Raw genomic sequence first — 23,704 nt, forward strand, 5'->3', positions numbered from 1 at the left:
ACGCTGCGCCACGTTGCTCTCGTAAATGCCCGTTTTGGCATCCCTGTTCCTGCGAATCTCCCGGGATATCACGGAAGGGCTTCGGTTGATAAACAGGGCTATTTCTTTTTGTAGCTTGCCTTGCTGTAGCATGAGGGTAATTACATACCTTTGCTCTTGGTTGATGTGCGCCATTACAACTTATTTTTAGAGGACTTAGGGGGTAAAGAACCACATTTTTTCCATCGGAGAAGCGAAGGTGAGTAATTCTCATCTTCCTGTTCTGAAAAAATGCAATTCCTTTCTCTCCAATCAATCCTATAAGTTGCATTTGTTACTTGAATTTAGGAAAGAATAAAAATTGATTCCTTGGCTCGAACTGCTGATAGTACCATTTGGCAGCAAATACGTCCTGTCGCTCTCACTGCCGAGGAGATACAGGGAATGGCTCTTGCACCCAACCCCAAATTAAAGTCGGATAGTTCCAAGGCAAGAGTGGATAGCGGTGGAAAGATTTCAAGGATAATTAATGGTTTCGTATCAGGAAAAGTATGGAGAACAAAAAGCGAACGAATAGAGTTCTCTGGGATTTTAACTCCAACTGAATTTAGGTTTAATACGGTGGATGGTTTTGTGACCGGCTTGTATGTGGCTTATCGAAAGACTATTGCTGCTGGTTACTTCGAATTTAAACCTACCGTTGCTTATGCATTTACGCGAAAAACCTTAATGGGGACTTTTGAAACATCGCTTGGGTATGCTCCAATTCGTAGGGGATTACTCGAAGTTTCAGTGGGCCGTATCTCTACCGACTTTAATCGAGAAAGTGGAATAAACGTTTTAGGCAATTCGGTAGCCTCTCTTTTTTTTAGGGAAAACTATATGAAGCTCTATGAGCATCGCTTTGTTGAAGCGAAAAACAGAATTGATATTGCCAATGGGTTGGTGTTTAGTATGGGTAGTGCCTATTACGATAGGCGCGAGTTGAGGAATAATACCGATTTTGCCTTTATCGACAATAGTAAGCGAAGCTATACTTCCAATATGCCATTTAGTAGCATTGCTCCAGAGTTATTGCGTGATCATAAGGCGGCGGTTGTGGAGTTTGGACTTAGCTATACCCCCGAGTATTTTTATATAAAGCGTAATACGCGTAAAATTATGGTGCGGTCGAAATACCCCACATTCTGGACAAAGATTAAAATGGCTGGGCCAAATGATCAGGAAGGTTTTTCTCAGTTTGTGCAACTGCAGGGTGGAATATCCCAGACCATCAAATCTGTATCTGGCAATGAGTTTGCCTATAGCATTACCTATGGTGATTTCCTAAGTAAAAAGAATTTATTCTTTGCTGATTTTAAGCATTTTAATACTCAGGAGATTCCCATTAATGTGGGTGTGTTTTCAAATAGTTACCAACTTCTCGATTACTACAGCCATAGTGCTAGCAGTGCGTGGGCAACTGGTTTCATAAAGTATGAGTCATCTTTCTTGGCCCTTAAGTATCTACCACTACTTAGCAACCGTATGTGGAAGGAAGATCTTTACGCATCGTGGCTCTATACAAAGGGACGTGCTCCATACTGGGAGGTGGGGTATGGGTTGACCCAAATTGGGCTATTTGGGGGCGTTGGAGTGTTTGCCGGATTCGAAGGGCAAAAATTCACAACTATTGGGTTGAAGGCTTGCTTCACATTTCGGAACGAGATTAATCTCTAGTAGTGATAGGTATCGAAAATAATACTAAGTTCCTTCTTAATATATTTTACGTTTCACTTAGAATTCGAATCCAGTCTTTGCTGCTGGATAGTCGAGGGAATAGTGCAACCCGCGACTTTCCCGTAGGTTCTTAGCCATGCGAATAATTAAGTAGCCTACTGCAATTAGGTTTCTCAATTCGCAAAGATTTTTGGTGAGGATCGATTTCTTGTAGAGATCTTCGGTTTCGCGATAAATAATTTCGAGCCTGTTCATGGCACGCTCAAGACGGAGATTCGATCTAACAATTCCGACGTAGTTACTCATGATTTGTTGCATCTCGCGGTAGTTTTGGGTGATAAGTACCAGCTCTTCCATGTGGGTTGTGCCTTCATGATCCCAGTCGGAGATGCTTTCTTGAAGACGGAGTGTACTATACTCATTTACGGTAGCACGAGCAGCACGATCGGCATAAACAATTGCCTCAATAAGTGAGTTGGATGCCAAGCGATTTCCTCCATGGAGACCGGTAGAGGCTGTTTCGCCAATTGCGTAGAGTCGTTGGATGGAGGTTTGGCCGTTTATGTCAACCTTAATTCCTCCACATAGGTAGTGTGCTGCCGGAACTACAGGAATCATGTCCTTTGTGATGTCGATATCAAGGGTGAGGCACTTCTGGTAAATGTTAGGAAAGTGCGATTTTATCTCTTCTGGATCCTTGTGGGTACAGTCGAGGTAGACAAAATCTTCTCCACGGATTTTTAATTCGTGATCAATTGCGCGGGCTACAATATCGCGCGGGGCCAGTGAGCCACGCTTGTCGTAGCGATCCATAAACTCTTTAGCGTCTTGAGTTTTCAGGATGGCACCAAAGCCACGCATTGCCTCGGTGATGAGATACGATGGCCGTTCATCGGGATTGTAGAGCGAGGTAGGGTGGAACTGAATAAATTCCATGTTTTCGATTATACCCTTTGCTCGATGCACCATGGCAATACCATCGCCTGTGGCCACGGGTGGGTTTGTGGTAGTGTTGTATATGTTTCCTGTACCCCCTGTGGCAAGAATGGTAACCTTAGAAAGGAACGTGAACACTTTCTGAGTTTTGAGGTCAAGCACGTATGCCCCGTAGCACTCAATGTTTTTATCATTCTTCTTTACCAATTTGCCAATGTGATGCTGCGTGAGCAACTCAAGGGCGAAGTAGTATTCTAAAATCTCAATGTTTTTGTGTGCTCTTACCTGCTTAATTAAGGCTCGCTCGATTTCAGCACCGGTATTGTCCTTGTGATGGAGTATGCGGTGCTCTGAGTGTCCTCCCTCTTTTGCTAAATCGTATTGTCCATCAGGCCTTCTATCGAACTTTACTCCCCAACGGATAAGTTCTTTTATTTGGCTAGGTGCTTCCTCTACTACCATGCGCACCACCTCTTCGTCGCAGAGGCCAGCTCCGCAAATCAGAGTGTCTTTAATATGCTTCCCCGCGTCGTCGGGAGCGTAGGTTACTGCAGCAATTCCACCTTGTGCGTATGCGGTGTTGGTATTGTCAAGCGCACCTTTAGTTATTAGGATTACCTTTCCGTGGTCGGCTACCTTAAGGGCAAAACTAAGCCCTCCTATTCCCGAACCCACCACAAGAAAATCAGTTTTCCGATTCATGCTAGAAATTTTAAACACCGCAAAGGTAGTATTTAAAAAAGCGAATGGTGAGAAGTGGAATCAGTTATTGGTTGCATTATTGGTGTTTACTGAATTCATTGATGTGAAGAGAAAACGATTCGAATCATGTTCACTCTTATTCCTGAGCAGTTAATATTCTGCGATAAATATAATTTATAGATGTAGAAATACAATTAAGTGTCTTGCAATGAGTCGCTTTTATGGGTTAAGTCTTGTAATAAAAAGGGGCTGCCTCATGAAGAAGCAACCCCCTTTGAACGTTAAACCAAAAGCCTATTCTTTGATCATTTTCTTTGTTATTTCTTTACCCATAGTGTCTACCATACGAATAAAGTAAACGCCTGCCTTTAAATCGTTGGTTGAAATACAAAGTTCATTGCTGTTTTTGCAATCAATGCTCTTTATTAACATTCCACCGATATTTAAAATGTCAACGCGAGATATTTCAGAGGCATTCTTTAGATTAAGTTCGGACTGGAATGGATTGGGATATACCAAGGTGTTAACCTCTTCATTGCCTTCAATTCCAGTGGTAGACATAAACTCAACGGTTACTGTCACAGCGGAAGAGAGACCGTTAACGGTATAGGCGTTAGTAACGTTGCCATCCACAACGTTGCCATTTACCCACTCTTTAACCTTATAGTTCGTGGCAGGAATTGCCGTAAACACTACACCCTTACCTGCTACAATTAAAGCCCCGGTGGCAATTGCACTACCATCAACAGTTGCAGCAATAGTTCCGTTAGCACCAACAACGCTGAAGTTAACAGCATATGTGGTTGCCGGGATTTGCTCAAACTCAACGGTAATAGTTGCGGCGGCAGCAAGGGCAGTTAGAGTATAGTTGGTGGTAGTATTTCCGGCCACAACAGAGCCATTATTCCATTCCTTAACGCGGTAACCGTCAGCAGGCGTCGCGGTAAATGCTACATCTTTACCTTCAACCACCAATTCACCGTTGGCTATATAGCTAGCATCAACAATAGCGATAATGGTTCCTTGGGCTCCAACAACCGAGAAGTTTACGGCGTGTGTGGTAGGTTCACCAATGGAGAACACCACAGAATAGGTTGTGGTAGCAACACCATCCTCAGCAGTAACAGCCACAGTAGCCGTTCTCTCCGAAAGGGTTCCGTTTAAGTTCGTAGCTTGAGTAGTTACCTTCGCGGCGTTAATATCGGAAAGAGTTGAGCCCGAAATTTGAGGAACTACAGTTGCCCCATAAGGCAACACTACGCTATAGGTATGTAATGTTGAGTTGAATCCCAATACCGTTGAGCCATTTACCATAAGGTCGGTGAGGCTAGCATCGAAGTTCTTAGCTACAGAGTATACAACAGAATACTTGTTTGTTGTAGTACCATCCTCTGCGGTAACCAAAACAGTGGCAGTTCTATCTGCTTCGGTTCCGGTTAAGTTTACAGCCTGGGTAATAACCTTAGCTGCATTTACATCGGCAAGTGTTACCTCGCTAATCAAAGGAACTGCAGTTGTTCCAAAAGGAAGAACCTTGCTGTAGGTGAACGTTGTTCCGGTGAATCCGGTCAAAGCAGCACCATCAACTTGTATGGCAGATATCAAGGCAATGTGGTTGATCTCTCGAACACTTACCTCATCCACATACAAGTTGTATTGATTTGCAGCAGAGTAGCAGTTAAAGCCAAAGTGGTAGTTACCCGAAACTGGAGCAGTATAGATGGACTTAATCTTAGCCCAAGTTGAATTGGTTAAGTTCTCATCCTTCCAGAGCTCGGTAGTTTGAGCCGCAACATTTGGTTGTTGACCTACCGTTAACTTCAATTTTTCACTCGAACTTATCGTAGCAGCCTTTTCCCAGAACTCAACAACATACTTCTTCCCTATCTCAAGGTTTAATCCCGGAGTATACGCCCACGCATTAGCCGCATTGCTAGCATTTGCATAATAGTACATTGAACCGGCACCAGCTTGTCCTGAACCACTCCTATTCCAAGTGCTTCCTGTTCCGACATTAACTACCATCCAGTCTGTTGGAGGAAAGGTAATCGCGTCGAAGGTTTGAGCATAGGGAACAGCGTGAATAAAGTGGAACATCACGGTGAAATTCACAGTGCTATTATCCTCTGCAGTTATCTTGTAAGTTACAGCCGCGGTAAAGTTGTTAATAGTAACATCGCTAACTTGCAGTAAAGCACCTATCTCAACCATCTGAACGTGTTCAGAGGTAGTATAGGTCGCCTTGAGAGCTGTAAGGGAAGTTGCCATATGAACATAGAGGTCTACAGCATTTCCGCCAACTACCCCAACGACATCTTCGGCCAATGTGCCATTATTTGCCTTTAAAAAACTAAAGGTTAAGAAATCCTTTGCGCTGCTCTTGGTGTTGTTGGTAACCATTTGGGCAGTAAAATCGGCCAAAACGTTATCGGAAATGTCCTTAATATTTCCACCGGCATACTCAACGGTAACAGATTGGTGAGTAGTAACGGCTTCAGAAAGGGTAAGCGTTAAAACACTATTGAGCAATGCATAGCTGCTAACGATGGCAGGGCTACCGGCGACGATTACCGTAAAGCCAGTTGCGTTGTCCATTTTGATGTTTTCGCTGAAGGTTAACTGAATATTTTTTGGAGCACCATTTTCAACTACAGCACTAGTAAATGCAGGTGCAACAGCATCGGCAGTTCCGGTAGTGAAAGAGGTATAAGTGTCTACAAGTGCATTATCGTTAAAATCCTCTACACCGGCAATGCTAACCTTATAGTTCTTAAACCCAAGCATAGCAGTTCCATCGGGCGAGAGTTTAACGGTAAGCGTCTTGGATGCAGCATCGTATGCCGCAGTAAAAGGAACCACAGCATTTGCATCGGTAACATTAACATAGGTTATAACGCTTGCGTCGATAGCGGAATTGTCGGTTTTGCGAACATTTTTGCTAAAGGTAAATACAATGTTATCACCAACGTTAATATCGGTAGTTCCGTTGATTGGTGTAACCGTGGTGGTTGGAACGACATTATCGAAGTTACCGGCATCGGCACCAATATCGGTTGGGGTTAACGAAGCCCGAACATCACCAAAGAAGTCGTTGGTGATTGCCGGAATATCAATACCGGCCATATCAGCAGGTGTTCCACCCTGCAAATGAAGGTCTGGTGTAGATGCTGTTGGGTTAACAAATTTTGGATCTACATTTAAACTGTGAGCATCTTGCCCTACAACGGTTTGCCAAGCAGTGAGATCCGCAACATCGGCATTATTAAAGAAACCTAATACTCCTGCAGAACCAGATACCTGATATATGTTGTAATCAATGGTTAGCCCGCTTGGATTAACCCCAGAGCCACCAACTTTAACGGCATAGTTTTTACCACTGCCGGCACTAGTGTTACGTGCATTTACAAATATATTATTCTTAAAGAGTCTGGTTGTGTAGGTTTGATTACCATAGAAAGCAAATGTTCTCTGGTTGCTTGTGGTGGTAGTACCTCCAATATTTATGCTATTGAAATACAGGTTGTTTGTCCCCAGATTTTCATATATGCCGTTAATTGCATACCCGGTAGCTAGACCTTGCCCCAAACTTATCATGTTGTTTTGGAAGGTTGTTGTTCCACCGTTAATTTGAATACCTGAAATTGTAGCACTTTCAGAGGTTGAGGTAGTATTTAATCCGTAGATCAAGTTCCTTTCAACCATTCCTGAGGCTGGACCATTATAGAAAATTCCGGTTACCAGTACCGCATTTGCCCCAGCATGGTTATTGCTGAGGTTATAGATACTGTTTTGAGAAACCAACGCAGGCGTAGTGGTTGAAGTCATTGCAACCCCAATAACCGAAGCCGTTGCAGATGTTCCTGTGGCATTCGCAACAGTTGTCAAATTCCTAACGGTATTCCCTGAAATAGTAGTTGTTCCATTGGAGGAAACAATACCACTTACTATATTTTTTGAACTTGCAGTTGAGGGCGTATATGCATTATTCAGGTTTGCAATGGTATTGTTCATGATGGAGACAATTCCTGAACCTGAATTATTAATGCCGGTTACTATTTGAGCTGTTGATCCGGTAGCTGCAGTGGAGGCATTAATGCTATTTAAAGTAGAAAGACTTCCAATTGTGTTGCCGCTAATGGTGAGGTTGCCTCCAGTGGTGACTATACCCGTAAAAGAGTGAGAAATTGAGGCAGTAGAGCCAGCGGTGGCAATTGAACCAATAACGTTGTTGGTAATATTGGCAGTGGTGGACCCCTCTATATAAATACCAGAGGAGAGACCGCCGGAGGTGGTAATGGTTGAAATAACCGAACCATTGCCGGAACCGCTTCCTATAGTATTCGAGGTATTGTCACCAACGTTAACTTTTCCTGAGGTAATATAGATGCCGCACCAGGCACCTCCTGCAGTTGCTGCCGCAGAGGAGGAACTCAATGCCATATTAGCAATGGTGTTGCCTTGCAGGCTCGATGCCACGGTTGAACCAACGGCCATCTTTATGCCAACAAACCGATTTGCTATAGCAGCCGAGTAAGAAATAGTCCATGGAGAACCCCCCACATTTGCACTATTTCCGCCAATGAAGTTGTTGGTTACAAAAAAGTTATTGCCTGAAAAACTTGCAATGTTTATGGCAATATGGGTAGCCGCAGCAGTATAGTTTCTGGCAGAAGTTTGATAAAAACTATTACCCGCAATAGTCCAATCGGTATTGCCACCGGCTAGGTATACTCCATTATCTCCACTTGTGCTTGACAAGTTACAGAAGTTTGAAATTGTGCAGTTTGAAATTGTATTTCCGCTATTTTCCTTACCAAGGGTAGAGTTGCCGTTAGAGTAGATACCTGTTGTGTAGTACAATACGGCTGGCTTAATATCACAGTGATCAATTAAGTTATTGTCGTTTCCTGTGAGGCCGGTAGTGCCACCAAAGGTTATTAACCCTATGGTATTTGTATTGCTACCACCTTTAACGGTGCAGTACTTAATAGTGTTATTTGATGCGTCGTTAACCAGCTGAACAACGTAGTTTCCCATTGATCCGTTTTTGAGAATAAGATCAACGGTCGACCCAACACCACCAACACGACCATCAATAGTAACAAAGTTTACACCGTCAAAATTAATAAGGCCGGTACCGCTTGAGTAATCTATAGCTATACCCGATGTTGCAGGATAAATGGTTATAGTATTTGTAGCAGTGGCATTCTTTGAAGGAACAATTGGGATAGCCAACTCCTCATAAGCATCGTAATCCGCCTGAAGAACAAGATTAATAGGAGCAGCCAAGCCATTACCCGTAATGTCGGCAAAAGCAGCACCGAGCGATTGGTAGTTCGCAGGGGCAAATCCTATAGTATAGGTTCCGCCCATGGGAACTGGTGCGGTAGTTGCTTGACTACCGGTTAAGGCCGCAGATTCAAGGTCGCAAACGGCAACAACTTTGTAGAAGTATGTAGTCGACTGTGTTAACCCTGTGGATAGAGCATTATAGGCAGTTCCGATTCCGGCAGAAGTGGTAGTTGAAATATCGGTGCCAACTTGAGTATATGGACCGGCAATATCTGTAGCGCGGTAAACGCGGAATGCTGTTTCGTTAGTGGAATTGTCGGTCCAGCCTACGGTCATATATGATATACCTACACCCGTAAACGTTATGCTTGTAGGTGCTGCATCGGCAGCAACAGGCGAATTGGTTGCTTGATTTCCGGTAAGGTAGGACGATTCACCCTCCAAGACAGCAACCACTCTATAGTAGTAAGAGGTGCTACTTGCTAATCCGGTTGTAGGTAAAGAATAGGCAGTGCCAACTCCGGCAGTAGTCGTGCTGGCAATATCGCTACCAATCTTGGTATAAGGTCCTGCAAAGGCTGTAGCACGATAGACACGAAACGCAGTTTCATTGGTAGAGTTATCCGTCCAACCCACGGTCATCGAAGTTAACCCAACGCTAGAAAAAGTAAGAGCGGTAGGCGCAGCATCTGCAGGATCGCCAGCGAGAGTTGCCTGATTTCCGGTTAATGGAGCTGTTTCTCCACCCGAATATGCTACTATCTTAAAGTAATAAGTGTGTCCATAAGTTAGCCCGGTAACGTTTACCAAGTATGAGCTACCCGTAGTAGCACTCGAAGTTGAAACTACATCGGCTCCAAACTTAGAAAACGTAACATTATCGGGAGATATATAAACAGTGAAACCTGTCTCATTTGTTGAGTTATCCACCCAGTTTATGGTCATTCCCGTTTTTGAAACTGCGGTTGTCGAGAATGTAGTAGGAACTCCATCTGGGATAGTGGGGGTAAAGACTTTTATGTCGTCAACAAAAATATTGTTGCCATATTTGGCCGTTGCCTTGAAAAACAAATAATTTGTTGCTGTGTTGAAAGAAGCAGGAATGGTAAAAGAGTATTTATACCATCCGTCGGCACCCGTTTCAATCGGAGTGGATGCTTTAGGTCTATTAATAACACCAAGGGATGTTGCTCCAGTAACATTTGCAGTGGTATTAATTAGCACCTCTACATTATCAACATTTGTAGCGTAAGCTGCATCTCTATACATCCAAAACTCAACAGAGACGTTGGATGATGCTGAAAGGTCAATATTCGGTGTGATTATGACAGCAGCAGTTCCGTTGGAATAGCTGTAGCAGTTGTATTTTAGCATTCCTGCACCGCTATGGTTCGCACACGTTGGACTAGTACCGGAAGTAACTTGCGCCCACAAACCGGTAAGGTTTAATTGGGTTTGTGTCCATCCTGTCGGCGGGAATGTAGCATCATCAAATGATTCTTGCAGGTAGGTTTGTCCTCGCCCGCTTACTGCGAACAGCATAAATGCCAGCAGTGTCGGGATCAGACGCCATAACGCCTGCCTTTTTGGTAAATTGTTTTTCATAGTAATCTAGGTTAGATAGTAGAATATGGTAGGCTATGATGGTGTTCATTTACACAAAAATGAGGGTGCCGGAGGCTGCTTATACCTCCGGCTGTGCCCTAAAACCACAAAAAATAAAGCAACATGGAATCCCTCATTTGTTATTAATTAGCTAGTTCACAACTAACTTTGTTACCAAAATATGGTTACCGCCTTCGTAAATCACCACATATACACCGTTGGCAACCTGTGGCAACGAGAGTTGCTGAACACCCTCCTCGGTAAAGTTTTGGTTGTAGCGAAGCGAACCGGTAAGATCGTAAACCTTTAGGGTTCCGTTTTCGGCACCTTCGGGGATATTTACCTTGAACTGGTCCTTTCCGGGATTAGGATAAATGGAAAGTTTACCCTTTACCACGTTGTTCTCTATCCCGGTAACTCCAACGCCAACCTGAACGGTATTGCTTGGTGAGGAGTACATTTTCAGCAAGCCATCGGCATACACATTCTGAATATAGTAAGTATACCAACCGTTAGCAAGGTTTTGATCCTTATAGGTAGTTACTGCAGAGGTTAAATCCGTAATTTTTTGGCCATTCCGGTATACGACAGTTCCCGTTTGGGCCATAGCTCGCTCTGCCTGTTGAACTCCACTCCAAGCCTTAAGCTGACGTGCAGCCGACTCGGAAATATTAAACGGACTCAGATCACGGCTTTTGGTCGAGGGTGCCCCTACGTGCATGTTGTCGAAGAAAACGGCCCATGCATTATCGGAAATTACCCGCACACAGAAATAGATATCCTTACCAACATAGGCGGAAAGATCATACTGGAACATCGTCCATACAGCAGGAACCTCAGCATAGGGTGATGGGGTAATCATGGTAAAGTCGGTGGTTTCACGTCCGGTGGTCGAAATGCCAACCTGCATGCGTTCAAGTCCATATTGGTCGGTGATGGAACAACCATAAAAACTAAGCACATCCGATGCCTTAACCGTTACCTTTGCCGAAATTAGCCAGTCATTGTTGGGTTTAGTAGAACCATCGAAGCAGGCAATAACCTGATTCCCCGAAGGCGCACTCCACCCGTTAATGGCTGGTGTCGTTTTTGTTCCGTCAAACGTTATAAAGGATCCAACGTAGCTGCTATTAGGAAAGGCGTAACCGGTAATAGCCCAGGTTACATCCTTGTCGATATCCACCTGTTTCCAAGGTCCAAAGTTTAAGGAAAAAGGAGAATAGGAATCGAAACTATCATCGGAAAACGCTACAGCGCTTCCCCAGTTGAGGTTAACATCCTTGCTCGAAAGGCTCCCTATAAGGTTCCCTGGAGCCTCAACAGCTGGTTGAACTACCTTTACCAAGAGAGTTGAAAGGGTATCGTCGCTACCAATAGAATTCTGTGCAGTAAGGCCGATACTGTAATACCCCGCACCCTTAAACATAACTACCGGATTTTGGCTTGATGAGGTGGTGTTGTTCACAAATTCAACACTGTCGGAAGGAATAACAATCCAAGTCCACTTGTTTGGGCTCTGTAGAGAATTGTCCATCAAATAGACAGGGCTTCCTATCGTAGTCTCAGTAGCCGAAACGGTGAACTTAGCCGTTGGCTTTGATGTGGACGGAGGGTTTTGGTAAACCTTTAGAAACTCTGGCCAGCGCGTTTCCCCAAACTTTAAGAACTTGCTGGGTTTGGTGTAGTAGTTGGTTGCTGTTCCTGCATCGAGAATGCCATCCGGCATCCAAATTTTCATCCCGGTTGCTGCGGCACACTCAGCACCAGAGTAATCGTGACGAATCACGGTTTCCTCATAAGCCGTAAGCATGGTTTGCGCAGAAGCCTTAAGCGTTGTAGGAAGCGTTTCTGTAGCAATAATATTTTTTGCAAAGTGCCCCAAATCGTGGTGCTCGGGGTTGCTAGGTCCACCCGCATGCGGAGCTACCCATGCCCTGTCGCGAGCGCTACGAATATCACCCTTGAAATTTGGGGTATGCACAATTAGGCTGTCGGCAAATGAGTTTAATGCAGGTATTAACTTATTGCTGAGCAGATCCATGGAATAAACCGCCTGAGTTGAGGAGGTTGCATAACTAGAACCGCCTGTGCTATAAGACTCCTTATATGTTTTACAAATATTCATTGCCAAACTATCGGCCTGAGTGGCGGAATTTTGGCTCAGCATTTGGAATCCATTGGTATAGTCCCAGCCGTCGCCGGGCTCAGTGAGTTCCGAGGCAATAACATAGTTGGCTAAATCCTTGAACTGATAGGCCGTTTCTATTTGACCAAGTAGGCATACGTCGAAGCCGATTATATCTACATTCTTTCCTACTGCGGTGGTAAAGTCCTTTACCGCGGCGGACATTTGCCACGGCTTCATGGTCCCCACAAAACCCTTATCTACACCTTTATCGGGGTTTTCGTTGCGCTTAAAAATACCATCACCGTGATCCCACATGGTTAGCCCGTAGTGCTGTGCAGGGTAGTGGTCCTTTACCCAAAGCATATACTGGCGGAGGGTCTCCTCGCTGCTCATGTTAGGATCTATTTGGCTGGTTAATTTCTCCGAAACGAGGGTTCTGTTAAAGCCGTTAGCGTCCTTCTTCACGTACCAGACACCGTCGCGTGAATCGTCATTGCAGTCGTAGAGGACAAGGTAGTTTACCTCACCTGGAACCGAGCCAGCAACCTCCCATTCATTGAAGTCCTTATCACCATCGAGCCCAGTGCCGTCTTCATATAGGTATAGCATCCAGGTCCAGCGATCCTGTCCACCAATACCCTTGATGTTGTAGACAAAGGGATTTTCGTTGGTGTCGTTTGTTGCGATGGATACCTTGCAGATTTGCGGACCATCAGCGGTAGGGGTGAACTTTACGGTAAAGGTTGTTTCGGCACCACCTAAAAGTATTTGGGTTGGTTGAATCGCAACGGAATACATGACGTTGTCCAACACAACCTCACCTAGGGTAAGGCTGCCGCGACCTTCATTCTTAATGGTGAAGACAATCTCGCGGCTACCGTTTACATCCACGTTTGAGGGAACGTTAAAGTTTCCATTGATCGAAATATCGCTGCCCAAATACGAGAGTTGAATCTCAGGGTTGCTGTTGTCCACGGTTACACTAACGCTATTGGAGTATGGAGAAATTCCGGTTGGACTGTACACCGCCTTAACGGCGTAAGTGTAGTTTCCGTCGGCAACACCATTCTCTACAAAGTTGGTTTGAGCGCCAGTTGCAACAGCACCAACCTCAACATCGTTGCGGAAAATTTTATATCCAGAGAGAACGCTATTAGCAGCCACTGCACCTTGCACATTTGCTGGTCCAACAAAACGATCAATGCCACCTGAATAGCCAGGTAACTTAACAGGAGCGTAATCCTTTTGCTTAATAACCTTAGCCGCATCGTGGCCAATGTATACTCGGGTATAGATCTCATAACCGTTATCGGCATCGGCAAAAGCTTCCCACTTACTGGTTTCCTTATTCCAAAGAACAGTATGGCACTCTTCCGGTTTTACCTTTTTTGCTATGTTCGATGGAGTTCCATCGAGAGCTATTGTAGCAATGGCAACAATGAATGGTTCATTGATGGTGATGCTGGTCGGCAACTCGAACTCCTTCTCCTTTAAATGCTGCGCGGTAAGAACAGGGGATTCATAAAGCAAGGTGTTATCAGAGTATTTGTAGATTCTGAATTTAAACTGGTTGTTGGTCCAGAGTAACTGATCGCTCTGATAGAAGTAGGATGACAGCTTCGTAATTGTTACGGGGAAGCTAAAGGGAAGGTAATTGTCGTCGTACAGCGTGCCTCTATCGGTATCGGCATACACGATGGACATACATTCCGAGACATCCTTGATGTATGATTGCCATGCAGGAACATTGGGGATATTCCAGGTGAGGTTAACGTGAGCTCCCTCAGTGGTTGCCTCTAAATTTTTTGGAGCGCTATAATTCTTAACGGAAATATATCCCGCCTTGGCTTGTGTTGCACTACCTATAGTATTTGTGGCAGTTAGGCTAGCCGAATAGTTCGTTGCTTCGAGGAACTTCACGACCGGGTTTTGGGAGGATTCGGACGTGCTTTCCTGATATAGAACAGTAGCCGGAGTAAATGTCCACTTCCATTGGGTTGGTGCAAGCCGACTATTATCGGTAAAGCGCACTACCCCCTCCAGAAAAACGGAAGTGACGTCGCCGAAAAAATCAACTTCGGGGGCGGTCTCTATGGCCTTTACTTCGATGGCATAATCTTCAACCTCGCCATACTCAAAGTTACCACAACCGGTTGAATAACTGGCATACCCACTAGCATTATCATACAGCACAATGCGCATGCGGGTTTCCGCCTTTGCCGCATTGGTTGGGATTACCATCTTATAGTTTACGGTTCCCTGCTTGCTTGCAATGCCCGTAAATACAGTTGGTAACTTCTCATCGGGTGTAAATACCTTGTCTGCATTCCAATCCACGTAAACATCCATCCTGTCGGAAGTGGAGTACTGCTCGGTGGTGATGGAAAGGGTATAGTTCTCTCCTACATAAAGTGTAGCCTTGAGGGAGGTAGTAAAATCTTGGTATAGTCCGGATGTGGATTGGTTACTTATGGTTCCCAAACTTACCTTCGAGATATACTCATATTCACCAAACTGCGCTTTTGAATTGCAATATTGGGCGTTGCTGTCGAAGGTATTTATAAGCAGCAATCCGTAGATGGCACCTACAAACTTCAATTTATTTCTCATCGATAAAGAGTTATATTAAAAGAAGCCTCACGCTAGGTTCCACAAGGGCAACCTAAACGTGAGGACTTCATAAACCGCCTATTTTTTAACGAATACTTTTCTGATGAACGACTTACCATCGGCTTCCACCTTGAGCAAGTATGCACCATTGTTTAATCCGGAAAGGTTTACAACTCGGCTTTCGCCTACATTTTCCCTGCGAACCACTTTTCCCAGAACATCAATTACGGTTACCTTAGCCGAACCGGTTATCGATGAGGGTAGTTCAAAGTTCACGTAGTCAGTTGCCGGGTTAGGATAAACCTTCAACGTTTTATCCGCCTCAGGATTTTCAACTCCGGTTATGTTTTTTTCGGCGATGGTGACATCGTCCACGATAATAACATACTGAGCCGCCTTCGAGATGGCGTGAAAACCTAGGTAGTAAACACCATCTTGAGTTGGTTTGAACGAGGTTACAACCTTTTTCCATTCGTTATCATTAACAACTTCATAGGTTAAGCTGTCCGTCATACCGGTATTCGCGCGACCACTGCCTGCCCAAACGGAGATCTCCTCTTTATAGAACGAACCTGTAGAATAGTCCATTAACGTATGAATGTAGAACTCTAGATCGTACTGATATCCCTTTTTCATTTGCATAGGAGGCGTGAACAACCATTCATCCTTTGCATTAAATGGATGGAAGGCAACGTGAATAGCACCCTTAGAGTCGTTGTGGGTGAATCCTTGCATGGCAGGAGGATAGCAAACCATATCCCAGGTAGATCGGTCGCCATTTACATCTTGAATGTTCCAACCAAGTGGTTTATCGAATTCACCGCTTATGTTGAGTGTTTTATCAAAACCCTCGGTAAATGGGTAAATAGTAACCAACGGATTCGCCATTGAGGTAAAGGACCAAGTAAGGGGATCGGGACAGTTTCCGTTTTCATTGTAGGGAACTACCTTCCAAAAGTACTTGGTATTGTAAGCCAACTTATCAAATGTAATCGTGTAGTTAGGCTTATCCTTTGAAACATCGAGCCCGTCTACAATTTCGTTGCAGCTGGCGGCAGTAGTCCCAATATAGAGTTTAAAGCCGTTGGTGTTGGCCGAACCGGCAGCCCAGCGAACCTTAAGACCCGACATAATGTCAACGCTATCGACCTCGTTAACTGGTGCACCAATTTGGGCTGCGGCTGGAGGTGCCACAACATCAGGCTCCCACGATATATCCTCAATGCGCAAGGAGGTAAATGGGAAAGGTTTCTTTGGGGTATACTCGCCATACTTAAAGGCAATGTAAGGCTGGGCGTTATTTGCCTTAAACTTTACAGTGTATTGGGTATAGGTTTCGGTCAGAGTAACCGTTTGCTTAGGTATAAAGGTGGAGGCATCATTGGGATCGTCCATTACGCCCACGATGAGTTCAAGACCGTATTCCACGCCACCCTTGCGGGCGTAGAAGGAAAGTTTATTTTCGGCAAAACCAGTAACGCCAGGACCTACAAGAATAACCGGATCAAGCGTATCTGAATCGTTGATGCGAACCATCTTCATGGCGTTGGGCGCCGAATACACATCCGAAACGTAGTTTACAGGAAAGATATTCTGAACAATGGTATTGGCCTTTGACGATTGGATGGCAACCCAACCTGCCGGAATTGCCTTTACAGCGTCAAAGTTTTGGAAATACTTATCCATCGATGCAATGGCTGTTCCGTGGCAAAGAATGGAAGCATTACCTGAAGCACCACCAACATTAAAGGTAACCGTACTATTAAAGGTTCCCACCGCAGTTGGGGTAAAGTAGATCGTGGCGGTATCCTTTTTGTTCGAGGCGATTGTTTTGTTGAAATCGCAGGTATATGGACCATTTGTGGTTATCCCAGTTACCACTAAGTTGCCGCTGCCAGTGTTGTAAATAATCACTTTCCGTTTTGACTTACCGGCAGGTACAATGGAAGGGTAGTTCAAATCGGCATAATCCATAACGATGGTTGCTCCATTGGGAGTTGCTTCAACCTTCACATTATCGAGGTAGAACTGTTTAGCCGTTGCGCCAAACCTGCGATACCGCCAGCGCATATATACATTCTCGCCGGCCAACTCCGAAAGATCAGCAACGGCATTATCGTAAGCCTTCATATCGGCTGGACCACATAGCTTAAGCAAAGTTTTCCAGGTGGCTTTCCCATCGTTGGAAACCTCAAAGTAGGTGGTATCGGCAGCGCCCACTCTTGTTGGAGCAGTGTATCCATTTTTCCACCAGAAGGAAACCCGCATATTGGCGGGGAGGTTAAAGCGTGGTGACGTCAACGAGTAATTACCATCGCTAAAGGTGGAAATATAGGCAGAGAAAAGCCCTTGGTAAGCAATGGTTTTTCCCTTAATGGCATTCCAATTGTTGTCCCAAGACCACGGAGTTTGGTCAGGATAGTTGGTGTTGATAACTGAATTCAACGTATCGGGATGCAGTGGATCGATATTTGAAATCCAGTTGGCTTCAAAATCTTGGAGATATGGGAACAAAGCGATTATCTCCTGTGTCTTAAACGAATAAACGCTCGACTCGCTAGTAGCCGTAGCATTTTTGGCAATAACCTGCCAGTAATAGGTTGTGTTAGCTTGTAGAAGAGTCGCTGGGGTAAAAATAACTTCGCCTACCTGAGTAACTACTGCATTATCCACCACCTTAACTAGTGCGTTTTGATCGGTTCCAAAGAAGAGATCGTATGAGGTCGTGTTTGTGCCCAGTGAAAACTTCAGCGCAGAATTCAGGTCCGTCTTGATCTTGCTGTTGGCAGGGGAAGTCAATTCGGGATTAGCAGGAACGTCTCCTGCATCGTAAATGAAGCGAGCATTCACCTTGTTGCCAAATGGATAGTTCTCGTATCCACTGGTATTGGGAATAGAAGCATCGCTACCACCCGATTTTACCTGTTTTTTTCCAACGACTGTTGCTGCTGTCTTCAGGGAATAGGCAGAGGTTCCACTTCCGTTTTCCCAGTGAAAGGCAATATTATCGGTACCATTGTATTCGAACGGTGTAGTAAAAGTAATTGGCATCCAGCCCAATGCACCATAGTGGTATGTTCCTTGCCATACTAAAGTATAACCATTCACCGATGGATTTTCGTAGGGCGATTGTCCCGAAGTAAATGTCCACTCTTCTTGTGGAACGTGTTTGATCCACAATTTTTGATTTGGCATGTCAAAATCAAAGCCTTGCGAAACCAAATCTGTAAAGTTGTTATTGAACGCTAAACCGGTTATGGATTTTGCGGCACCAAGTTCGGCTTTGGTGTAAATAATGGAAGTGTAGCTATACTTCCAAGAGGTGTAGAATGGCTGACTGCTTTGTTCATTGCCGGTTCCCACTTGCACGTACGACTGCGCCGCGGACGGAAGATAGAAAAGAGCAGTGAGCAAAACCAAACTAAAAAAACGTGTAGAGTTCCTCATGGTTGAATGTTTACTTTGGTTAATAGGTTTATATACGGCAGCAATGTTAGCAACCTAATGAGGAGGTTACAATAGGGGCATTCCCTCATTTTTCATAATTATGACTATATTTCGAACGAATTCTCGACAGTATGCGACTTCTACTTCTGATTCTATCCCTATTATCCGTAACTGTTCTGGTCCATTCCCAGAGCAGAAAAGATTCCTTGCTACACACGTTAACGGGTGCTTCGGGCCTTGAAAAGGCAGTTATCTACAATAGACTATCGGACGAAGTGCTTTTTACCTCCCCGCGCGAAAGCTTCAATTACGCTTCGAAGGCTCTAGTTATATCCAAGCGGAGAAAAGACCTTGAGCAAACTGCAACCGCCTACCTCAACATTGGTACTTCCCTGCGCTATCTCGGCGAAAACCAAGCAGCCTTGGATTCGCTCTACAAGTCAATAGCCATTATAAACAACCTGAAAAACCAAAAACTCGTTGCTAAAATTCTCAACGTTATTGGTGTGGTTCACTACCAGTTGGGACATGATTCCATGTCGATGGAGGCATACAACAAATCGCTAAAAATCAGGCAGAGTATTAACGATATGGAGGGAATAGCCGATATCTTGAACAATGTGGGCAACCTATACAATGGTTTGGGCAACTACGACAAGGCCTTGGACTACTTTTTTAAATGTCTAAAATACGATCAGGTGCTCAAAAACACCAAAGGCCTCTCTTCCACCTACAACAATATCGGTATGGTGTACTACAACATGAAGGAGTACGAAAAATCGATTGTATACTATCACAAAGCCGAAAGTTTGGCCGTTGGCCTCAACGAACGCTCCAAGGTTGCCTCCATCCTCAACAATATAGGGGCCACATACCTCGCTCAGGAAAAATACGATGAGGCTATCCGATACACCTTACTCTCCAACAAGTATTATCAAGAAACCGGCCAGATTTTGCAAACTCAGCGCAATTATACCAATCTGGGTTTAATATATGAGTATAAGGGATTGCTTGACTCTTCACTCCATTATCAGACTATAGCCCTTACGCTGGCCAACCGGCTTTCGAACCCTTCGCTTATTGCAGGTTCGCACATAAACTTAAGCCGGACATATCAGAAAGAGGGTAAACTAAACAAGGCGCTTTCAGAGCTAAAGATGGCCAACAAGTTTGTAGGGAACTCCGAAAACCTAAATATCAACAGCAAGTTGCTCCTCGGGTTTTCCAACATCTACAGCTCGATGGGAAACTACCATAAGGCGTTCGAATATCTGGCCCAACACCTCTCCATCCGCGATAGCCTTTACAACCTCGAAAAGGTGCAAAAGGTGGCCCAAGTGGAAGCTCAATTTGAAACAGAGAAGCAGGCGCAACGAATAGTAACTTTGCAGATGGATCAGAGACTGCAGGAAATCAACATGGAAAAATCGAAAGCCACTGTGCGACGGCTTTTTACGGTGGTGGGTGTAATTACACTTTTGGTTAGCCTCGTTGTATGGCTGTATGTTGGGAAGTATCGAACTAGCCAAAAGTTGGCCCAAAAAAACGAGCAGATAAACGAGCAAAATGAGTTGCTCAGCGAAGTAAACAACGAACTGCAGCAGATAAACAACCAACTTGCCCAATCGCAAGAAAAACTCCGGGAGGCCAACCAAACTAAAGATATGCTCTTCGGAGTTATTGCTCATGATATGAAGAGTCCTCTGGATCATTTACGTACACTGGTTTATCTGCTTCGAAACGCCAAGGATTCTGGTGATTCTGTAATGCTCGAAAGCAATTTAACTACACTGGATAACTCTCTTGGATCGGTAAACGAGTTGTTAAATACCCTGCTGAATTGGGCGCAAGTGCAGCGCGATCAAATTCATTATCAGGAGTCACTTTTTAACTTGGCAGAAATCTTCCATGATAACCTTGCCCTTTTTCAGCACCTTATTGGAGAGAAAAAATTAGTAGTTAAGCAAAACTTCAGTTCCCAAATAGATGTTCGTAGCGATCGGAACATGGTTGATTTTATTGTTCGTAACTTACTTAGTAATGCTATAAAGTTCTCCCCTGAAAGTAGTATAATTTCAATTGAAGGAGAATTAACCGATTCTGGCTTTTCTGTTTCGGTTTCCGATCACGGTTCTGGAATGGACTCATCTATGGCCGAGAAGTTGTTCACTCCGGAACAGGTCAGGCGCAGAGGCACTTATAATGAAAAGGGCGCAGGACTTGCTCTGCAAATCAGCCAAGAGTTTGCTAGGCAAATGGGGGGGGGGATTCAGGTAATAACTGCCGACGGGGCTGGGGCAACATTTATATTAAGTATTACTAATTGCCCGGGATTCAATGGCTAGAATTGATTTGCTTGTCGTTGACGATCATCCACTGCTAAGGGCTGGTGTAAAGGTGCTGCTCTCTTCCAACAGTTCAATTGTAATTACTGAGGCCAGTAGTGGGGATGATGCTATTTTTGTATTAAAGCAACAACGTGTTGATATTGTCTTGCTCGATATTGACATGCCTGGTAAAAACGGAGTGGATGTAGCTAGATATATAGAAGAAAATTTCCCGGACATTAAAACCGTATTCCTTACCAGTCATGCCGATTTTTACACATTCGCAAGCGCGACAGACGTGGCATATGCTGGATTCCTATTCAAAGAGAATGCATTGGAGTTGCTAAGTGATTGCCTAGCTACCGTTGCTCGTGGGGATAAATATATTGGTAAATGCTGTGTTGAATATTTTACGGCCAACAAAGAGAGATTGGACTGTGTGAGAAAAATCAAAATGGCCATAAAATTGCTTACTGATACCGAACTTCGAGTCCTTTTACTGGTTTCGGAAGGAAAAACTACCCCGCAAATTGCAGAACAACTCTTCAATAGTGCAAAAACGATAGAAAACCACCGCACTAATATCTGTCAAAAGTTAGAGTTAAAGGGTAGTAACAACCTGCTAACTTTTGCACTAGAAAACAAGTGGTTGTTTAAAAATGATTAGTTGTAACGGTTGGGTTTGCTCTTAGCCATATTAGCACTCGAATACCTTTATACTGGTCTATATAATGCAAAAAGGAGCAAGCGTTTCGGCTTACTCCTTTTGTGACCCCCACGGGATTCGAACCCATATCTTCAGAACCGGAATCTAAAATTCTATCCATTGAACTAGGGGGCCGGCTATATTTTCCAAAGAAAAACTTCAGTAGTGTGCAAAAGTAATAATTTTATTCCCCCAATCAATAGTTGGTTGTAAAAACTAACTAACAGTATTAACTCATCTACAAAAACCCCAACTCGAGCATCGCCTCTTCGCTCATCATGCTTTTGTCCCACGGTGGGTCGAAGGTGAGGTTCATTACTACATCGGTAACGCCGTTTACGGCCCCCACCTTTTCGTTTATCTCCATCAACATCTGGTCTGCCATGGGGCAGTTGGGTGCTGTAAGTGTCATTATTACCTCAACCTTGCGCTTTTCATCTACGTTGATTTCGTAAATAAGACCAAGGTCATATACGTTCACAGGAATTTCAGGGTCGAAAGTATTTTTGAGCACCTGAACAATATCCATTTCAATATCGGGGATAGCGCGCAGTTCCATTGTTTAGCTGTTTAGTTTTGATTTATATGCTAGTGCAAAAAGTTTCATCTGCTTGATCATGGCAACCAACCCGTTGGCTCTAGTTGGCGAGAGATTTTCCTTTAGCCCAATGCTGTCGATAAAATGCAGGTCGGCAGCCAAAATCTCTTCAGGGCTACGGTCCGAGAGTACGCGTATTAGCAGGGCAATTATTCCCTTGGTGATGATGGCGTCGCTATCGGCTGTAAAGTAAATCTTTCCATCCTTTAGTTCGGCGTTAACCCACACTCGACTCTGACAGCCTTTTATTACGTACTGGTCGGTTTTGAATTTTACATCAATGGCGGGGACGCTTTTTCCTAATTCAATTAAATAGCCGTAGCGGTCCATCCACTCGTCAAAGACGCTAAACTCGTCAATAATTTCTTCCTGAATTTCTTCCAGTGTCATCATGTATGCCTTTTACTATTCAAACATTTGCTTTACTCTCAAAAGGGCGTCATAAAGCCTGTCTATTTCTTCAGTAGTATTGTATAAGCCAAACGATACCCGAACAGTGCCAGAGATTCCAAAGTGCTGCATTACTGGCTCGGTACAATGAGTTCCGGTGCGCACGGCAATTCCCAACTTATCCAGAATCATTCCAGTGTCGTAAGGGTGAATGTTATTGAGAAGGAACGATATTAAACTTACCTTGTGTGGCGCAGTGCCATATATTTTTAAGCCTGGAATTGATAGTAAACGCTCAGTGGCATACTTTAGCAACTCTTCCTCATGTTCGGCAATTGCATCAATACCTATGGATTGCATGTATCTAATAGCTTCTGCCAGCCCAACTGCTCCAATGTAGTTGGCCGTTCCTGCTTCAAACTTTAGTGGTAAATCGGCATAAGTTGTTTTAGCAAAGGTAACTGTAGCAATCATGTCGCCTCCGCCTTGGTATGGTGGTAACTGCTCGAGCCACTTCTCCTTGCCGTAAAGCACGCCAATTCCTGTTGGTCCATATATTTTGTGACCTGAAAAAGCATAGAAATCACAATCGATATCTTTAACGTCCACTCCTATGTGGTGAATACCTTGGGCTCCATCAATAAGCACTGGGATATTTCGGCTGTGTGCAAGTGCAACAATCTCCTTTATTGGGTTGATTGTTCCAAGGGAGTTTGACGCTTGGGTTACGGCTAAAATACGCACCTTTTCGGTTAGCAAGTCGGGCAAAAGGTCTATCCGAAGCACACCATTATCGTCAAAGGGAAGAACCTTGAGGGTAGCACCCTTGCGCTCACACATTAGCTGCCAGGGCACAATGTTGGAGTGGTGCTCCATTTCAGAAACAACTACTTCGTCGCCTGCTTTCACAAACTTTTCGCCAAAGCTAAAGGCTACTAGATTAATGGCTGCGGTAGTTCCTGCTGTAAAAACAATTTCGCGGGTCGATTCTGCATTAATGAAGCCACGAATTACTTCACGAGCATCCTCATACTTTTCGGTCGACTGTTCGCTCAAAAAGTGGGCACCCCTGTGAATGTTTGCATTTAGCTCGCGATGCATTTTGTCAAGTGCATCGAGCACGCGTAGCGGCTTTTGAGCAGTTGCCCCATTGTCGAGGTAAACCAGTGGCTTACCATGAATTGTTCGACTCAGAATGGGAAAATCGGCCCGGACCTTATTTATGTCTAGTGACATTGCTATATTTTTACTTCAAAATTATATCA

General features: G+C 44.3%; 11 protein-coding genes and 1 tRNA gene. 3 read left to right on the plus strand and 9 right to left on the minus strand.

Features of this window, described 5'->3' with window-relative positions:
* Positions 1–174: helix-turn-helix domain-containing protein (locus BLS65_RS18920; protein ID WP_139180958.1), on the minus strand; the 174-nt coding region annotated here is incomplete at its 3' end.
* A 165-nt stretch (positions 175–339) separates the two neighbouring features.
* Between BLS65_RS18920 and BLS65_RS12415 the strand changes: the two genes are divergently transcribed.
* Complete coding sequence (locus tag BLS65_RS12415) at positions 340–1,698, plus strand: DUF5686 family protein (protein ID WP_317039066.1); 1,359 nt, start codon at positions 340–342, stop codon at positions 1,696–1,698.
* A 57-nt stretch (positions 1,699–1,755) separates the two neighbouring features.
* On the opposite strand, the gene nadB is transcribed toward BLS65_RS12415, so the two are convergent.
* The 4 genes from nadB to BLS65_RS12435 all read right to left on the minus strand — a co-directional run bounded on the left by nadB (position 1,756) and on the right by BLS65_RS12435 (position 18,418).
* Positions 1,756–3,336, minus strand: a complete 1,581-nt coding sequence (gene nadB / locus BLS65_RS12420; RefSeq protein ID WP_092439485.1) for an L-aspartate oxidase — start codon at positions 3,334–3,336, stop codon at positions 1,756–1,758.
* 294 nt (positions 3,337–3,630) lie between these two features.
* Positions 3,631–10,233 carry a fibronectin type III domain-containing protein gene (locus BLS65_RS12425; RefSeq protein ID WP_092439487.1) on the minus strand — a complete coding sequence of 2,201 codons (6,603 nt, stop codon included), beginning with the start codon at positions 10,231–10,233 and terminating at the stop codon, positions 3,631–3,633.
* 151 nt (positions 10,234–10,384) lie between these two features.
* Complete coding sequence (locus BLS65_RS12430; protein WP_092439489.1) at positions 10,385–14,971, minus strand: clostripain-related cysteine peptidase; 4,587 nt, start codon at positions 14,969–14,971, stop codon at positions 10,385–10,387.
* A 78-nt stretch (positions 14,972–15,049) separates the two neighbouring features.
* Complete coding sequence (locus tag BLS65_RS12435) at positions 15,050–18,418, minus strand: T9SS-dependent choice-of-anchor J family protein (RefSeq protein ID WP_092439491.1); 3,369 nt, start codon at positions 18,416–18,418, stop codon at positions 15,050–15,052.
* A 131-nt stretch (positions 18,419–18,549) separates the two neighbouring features.
* Here BLS65_RS12435 and BLS65_RS12440 point away from each other — a divergent pair, with 131 nt between their 5' ends.
* Together BLS65_RS12440 and BLS65_RS12445 are read left to right on the plus strand one after the other, a co-directional pair.
* Complete coding sequence (locus tag BLS65_RS12440) at positions 18,550–20,763, plus strand: tetratricopeptide repeat protein (protein WP_092439493.1); 2,214 nt, start codon at positions 18,550–18,552, stop codon at positions 20,761–20,763.
* Positions 20,756–21,412 carry a response regulator transcription factor gene (locus BLS65_RS12445; protein WP_092439495.1) on the plus strand — a complete coding sequence of 219 codons (657 nt, stop codon included), beginning with the start codon at positions 20,756–20,758 and terminating at the stop codon, positions 21,410–21,412. Before BLS65_RS12440 ends, BLS65_RS12445 begins: the two co-directional genes overlap by 8 nt.
* Positions 21,413–21,514: 102 nt before the next feature.
* Here BLS65_RS12445 and BLS65_RS12450 read toward each other — a convergent pair.
* The 4 genes from BLS65_RS12450 to BLS65_RS12465 form a co-directional block, all read right to left on the minus strand.
* A tRNA-Arg gene (locus BLS65_RS12450) sits at positions 21,515–21,586 on the minus strand.
* 103 nt (positions 21,587–21,689) lie between these two features.
* A complete protein-coding gene (locus tag BLS65_RS12455) occupies positions 21,690–22,010 on the minus strand; it encodes an iron-sulfur cluster assembly protein (protein WP_092439497.1) in 321 nt (106 codons plus the stop codon).
* A 3-nt stretch (positions 22,011–22,013) separates the two neighbouring features.
* Positions 22,014–22,439 (minus strand): SufE family protein, encoded by a 426-nt coding sequence (locus tag BLS65_RS12460; RefSeq protein ID WP_092439499.1) that lies wholly within the window; start codon positions 22,437–22,439, stop codon positions 22,014–22,016.
* A 15-nt stretch (positions 22,440–22,454) separates the two neighbouring features.
* Entirely contained in the window at positions 22,455–23,675 is a 1,221-nt protein-coding gene (locus tag BLS65_RS12465; RefSeq protein ID WP_092439500.1) for a cysteine desulfurase, read from the minus strand.
* Between the last annotated feature and the right edge of the window lie 29 nt (positions 23,676–23,704).

This window comes from Williamwhitmania taraxaci (genome assembly GCF_900096565.1).
In the GTDB taxonomy this organism is placed as follows: Bacteria; Bacteroidota; Bacteroidia; order Bacteroidales; family Williamwhitmaniaceae; genus Williamwhitmania; species Williamwhitmania taraxaci.

What these genes read in the sequence shown, in the direction of transcription:
- BLS65_RS12425 (WP_092439487.1), bottom strand. Translation starts at nt 10,233, where the DNA reads ATGAAAAACAATTTACCAAAAAGGCAGGCGTTATGGCGTCTGATCCCG.
- BLS65_RS12435 (WP_092439491.1), bottom strand. Translation starts at nt 18,418, where the DNA reads ATGAGGAACTCTACACGTTTTTTTAGTTTGGTTTTGCTCACTGCTCTT.
- nadB (WP_092439485.1), bottom strand. Translation starts at nt 3,336, where the DNA reads ATGAATCGGAAAACTGATTTTCTTGTGGTGGGTTCGGGAATAGGAGGG.
- BLS65_RS12430 (WP_092439489.1), bottom strand. Translation starts at nt 14,971, where the DNA reads ATGAGAAATAAATTGAAGTTTGTAGGTGCCATCTACGGATTGCTGCTT.
- BLS65_RS12445 (WP_092439495.1), top strand. Translation starts at nt 20,756, where the DNA reads ATGGCTAGAATTGATTTGCTTGTCGTTGACGATCATCCACTGCTAAGG.
- BLS65_RS12440 (WP_092439493.1), top strand. Translation starts at nt 18,550, where the DNA reads ATGCGACTTCTACTTCTGATTCTATCCCTATTATCCGTAACTGTTCTG.
- BLS65_RS12460 (WP_092439499.1), bottom strand. Translation starts at nt 22,439, where the DNA reads ATGACACTGGAAGAAATTCAGGAAGAAATTATTGACGAGTTTAGCGTC.
- BLS65_RS12455 (WP_092439497.1), bottom strand. Translation starts at nt 22,010, where the DNA reads ATGGAACTGCGCGCTATCCCCGATATTGAAATGGATATTGTTCAGGTG.
- BLS65_RS12465 (WP_092439500.1), bottom strand. Translation starts at nt 23,675, where the DNA reads ATGTCACTAGACATAAATAAGGTCCGGGCCGATTTTCCCATTCTGAGT.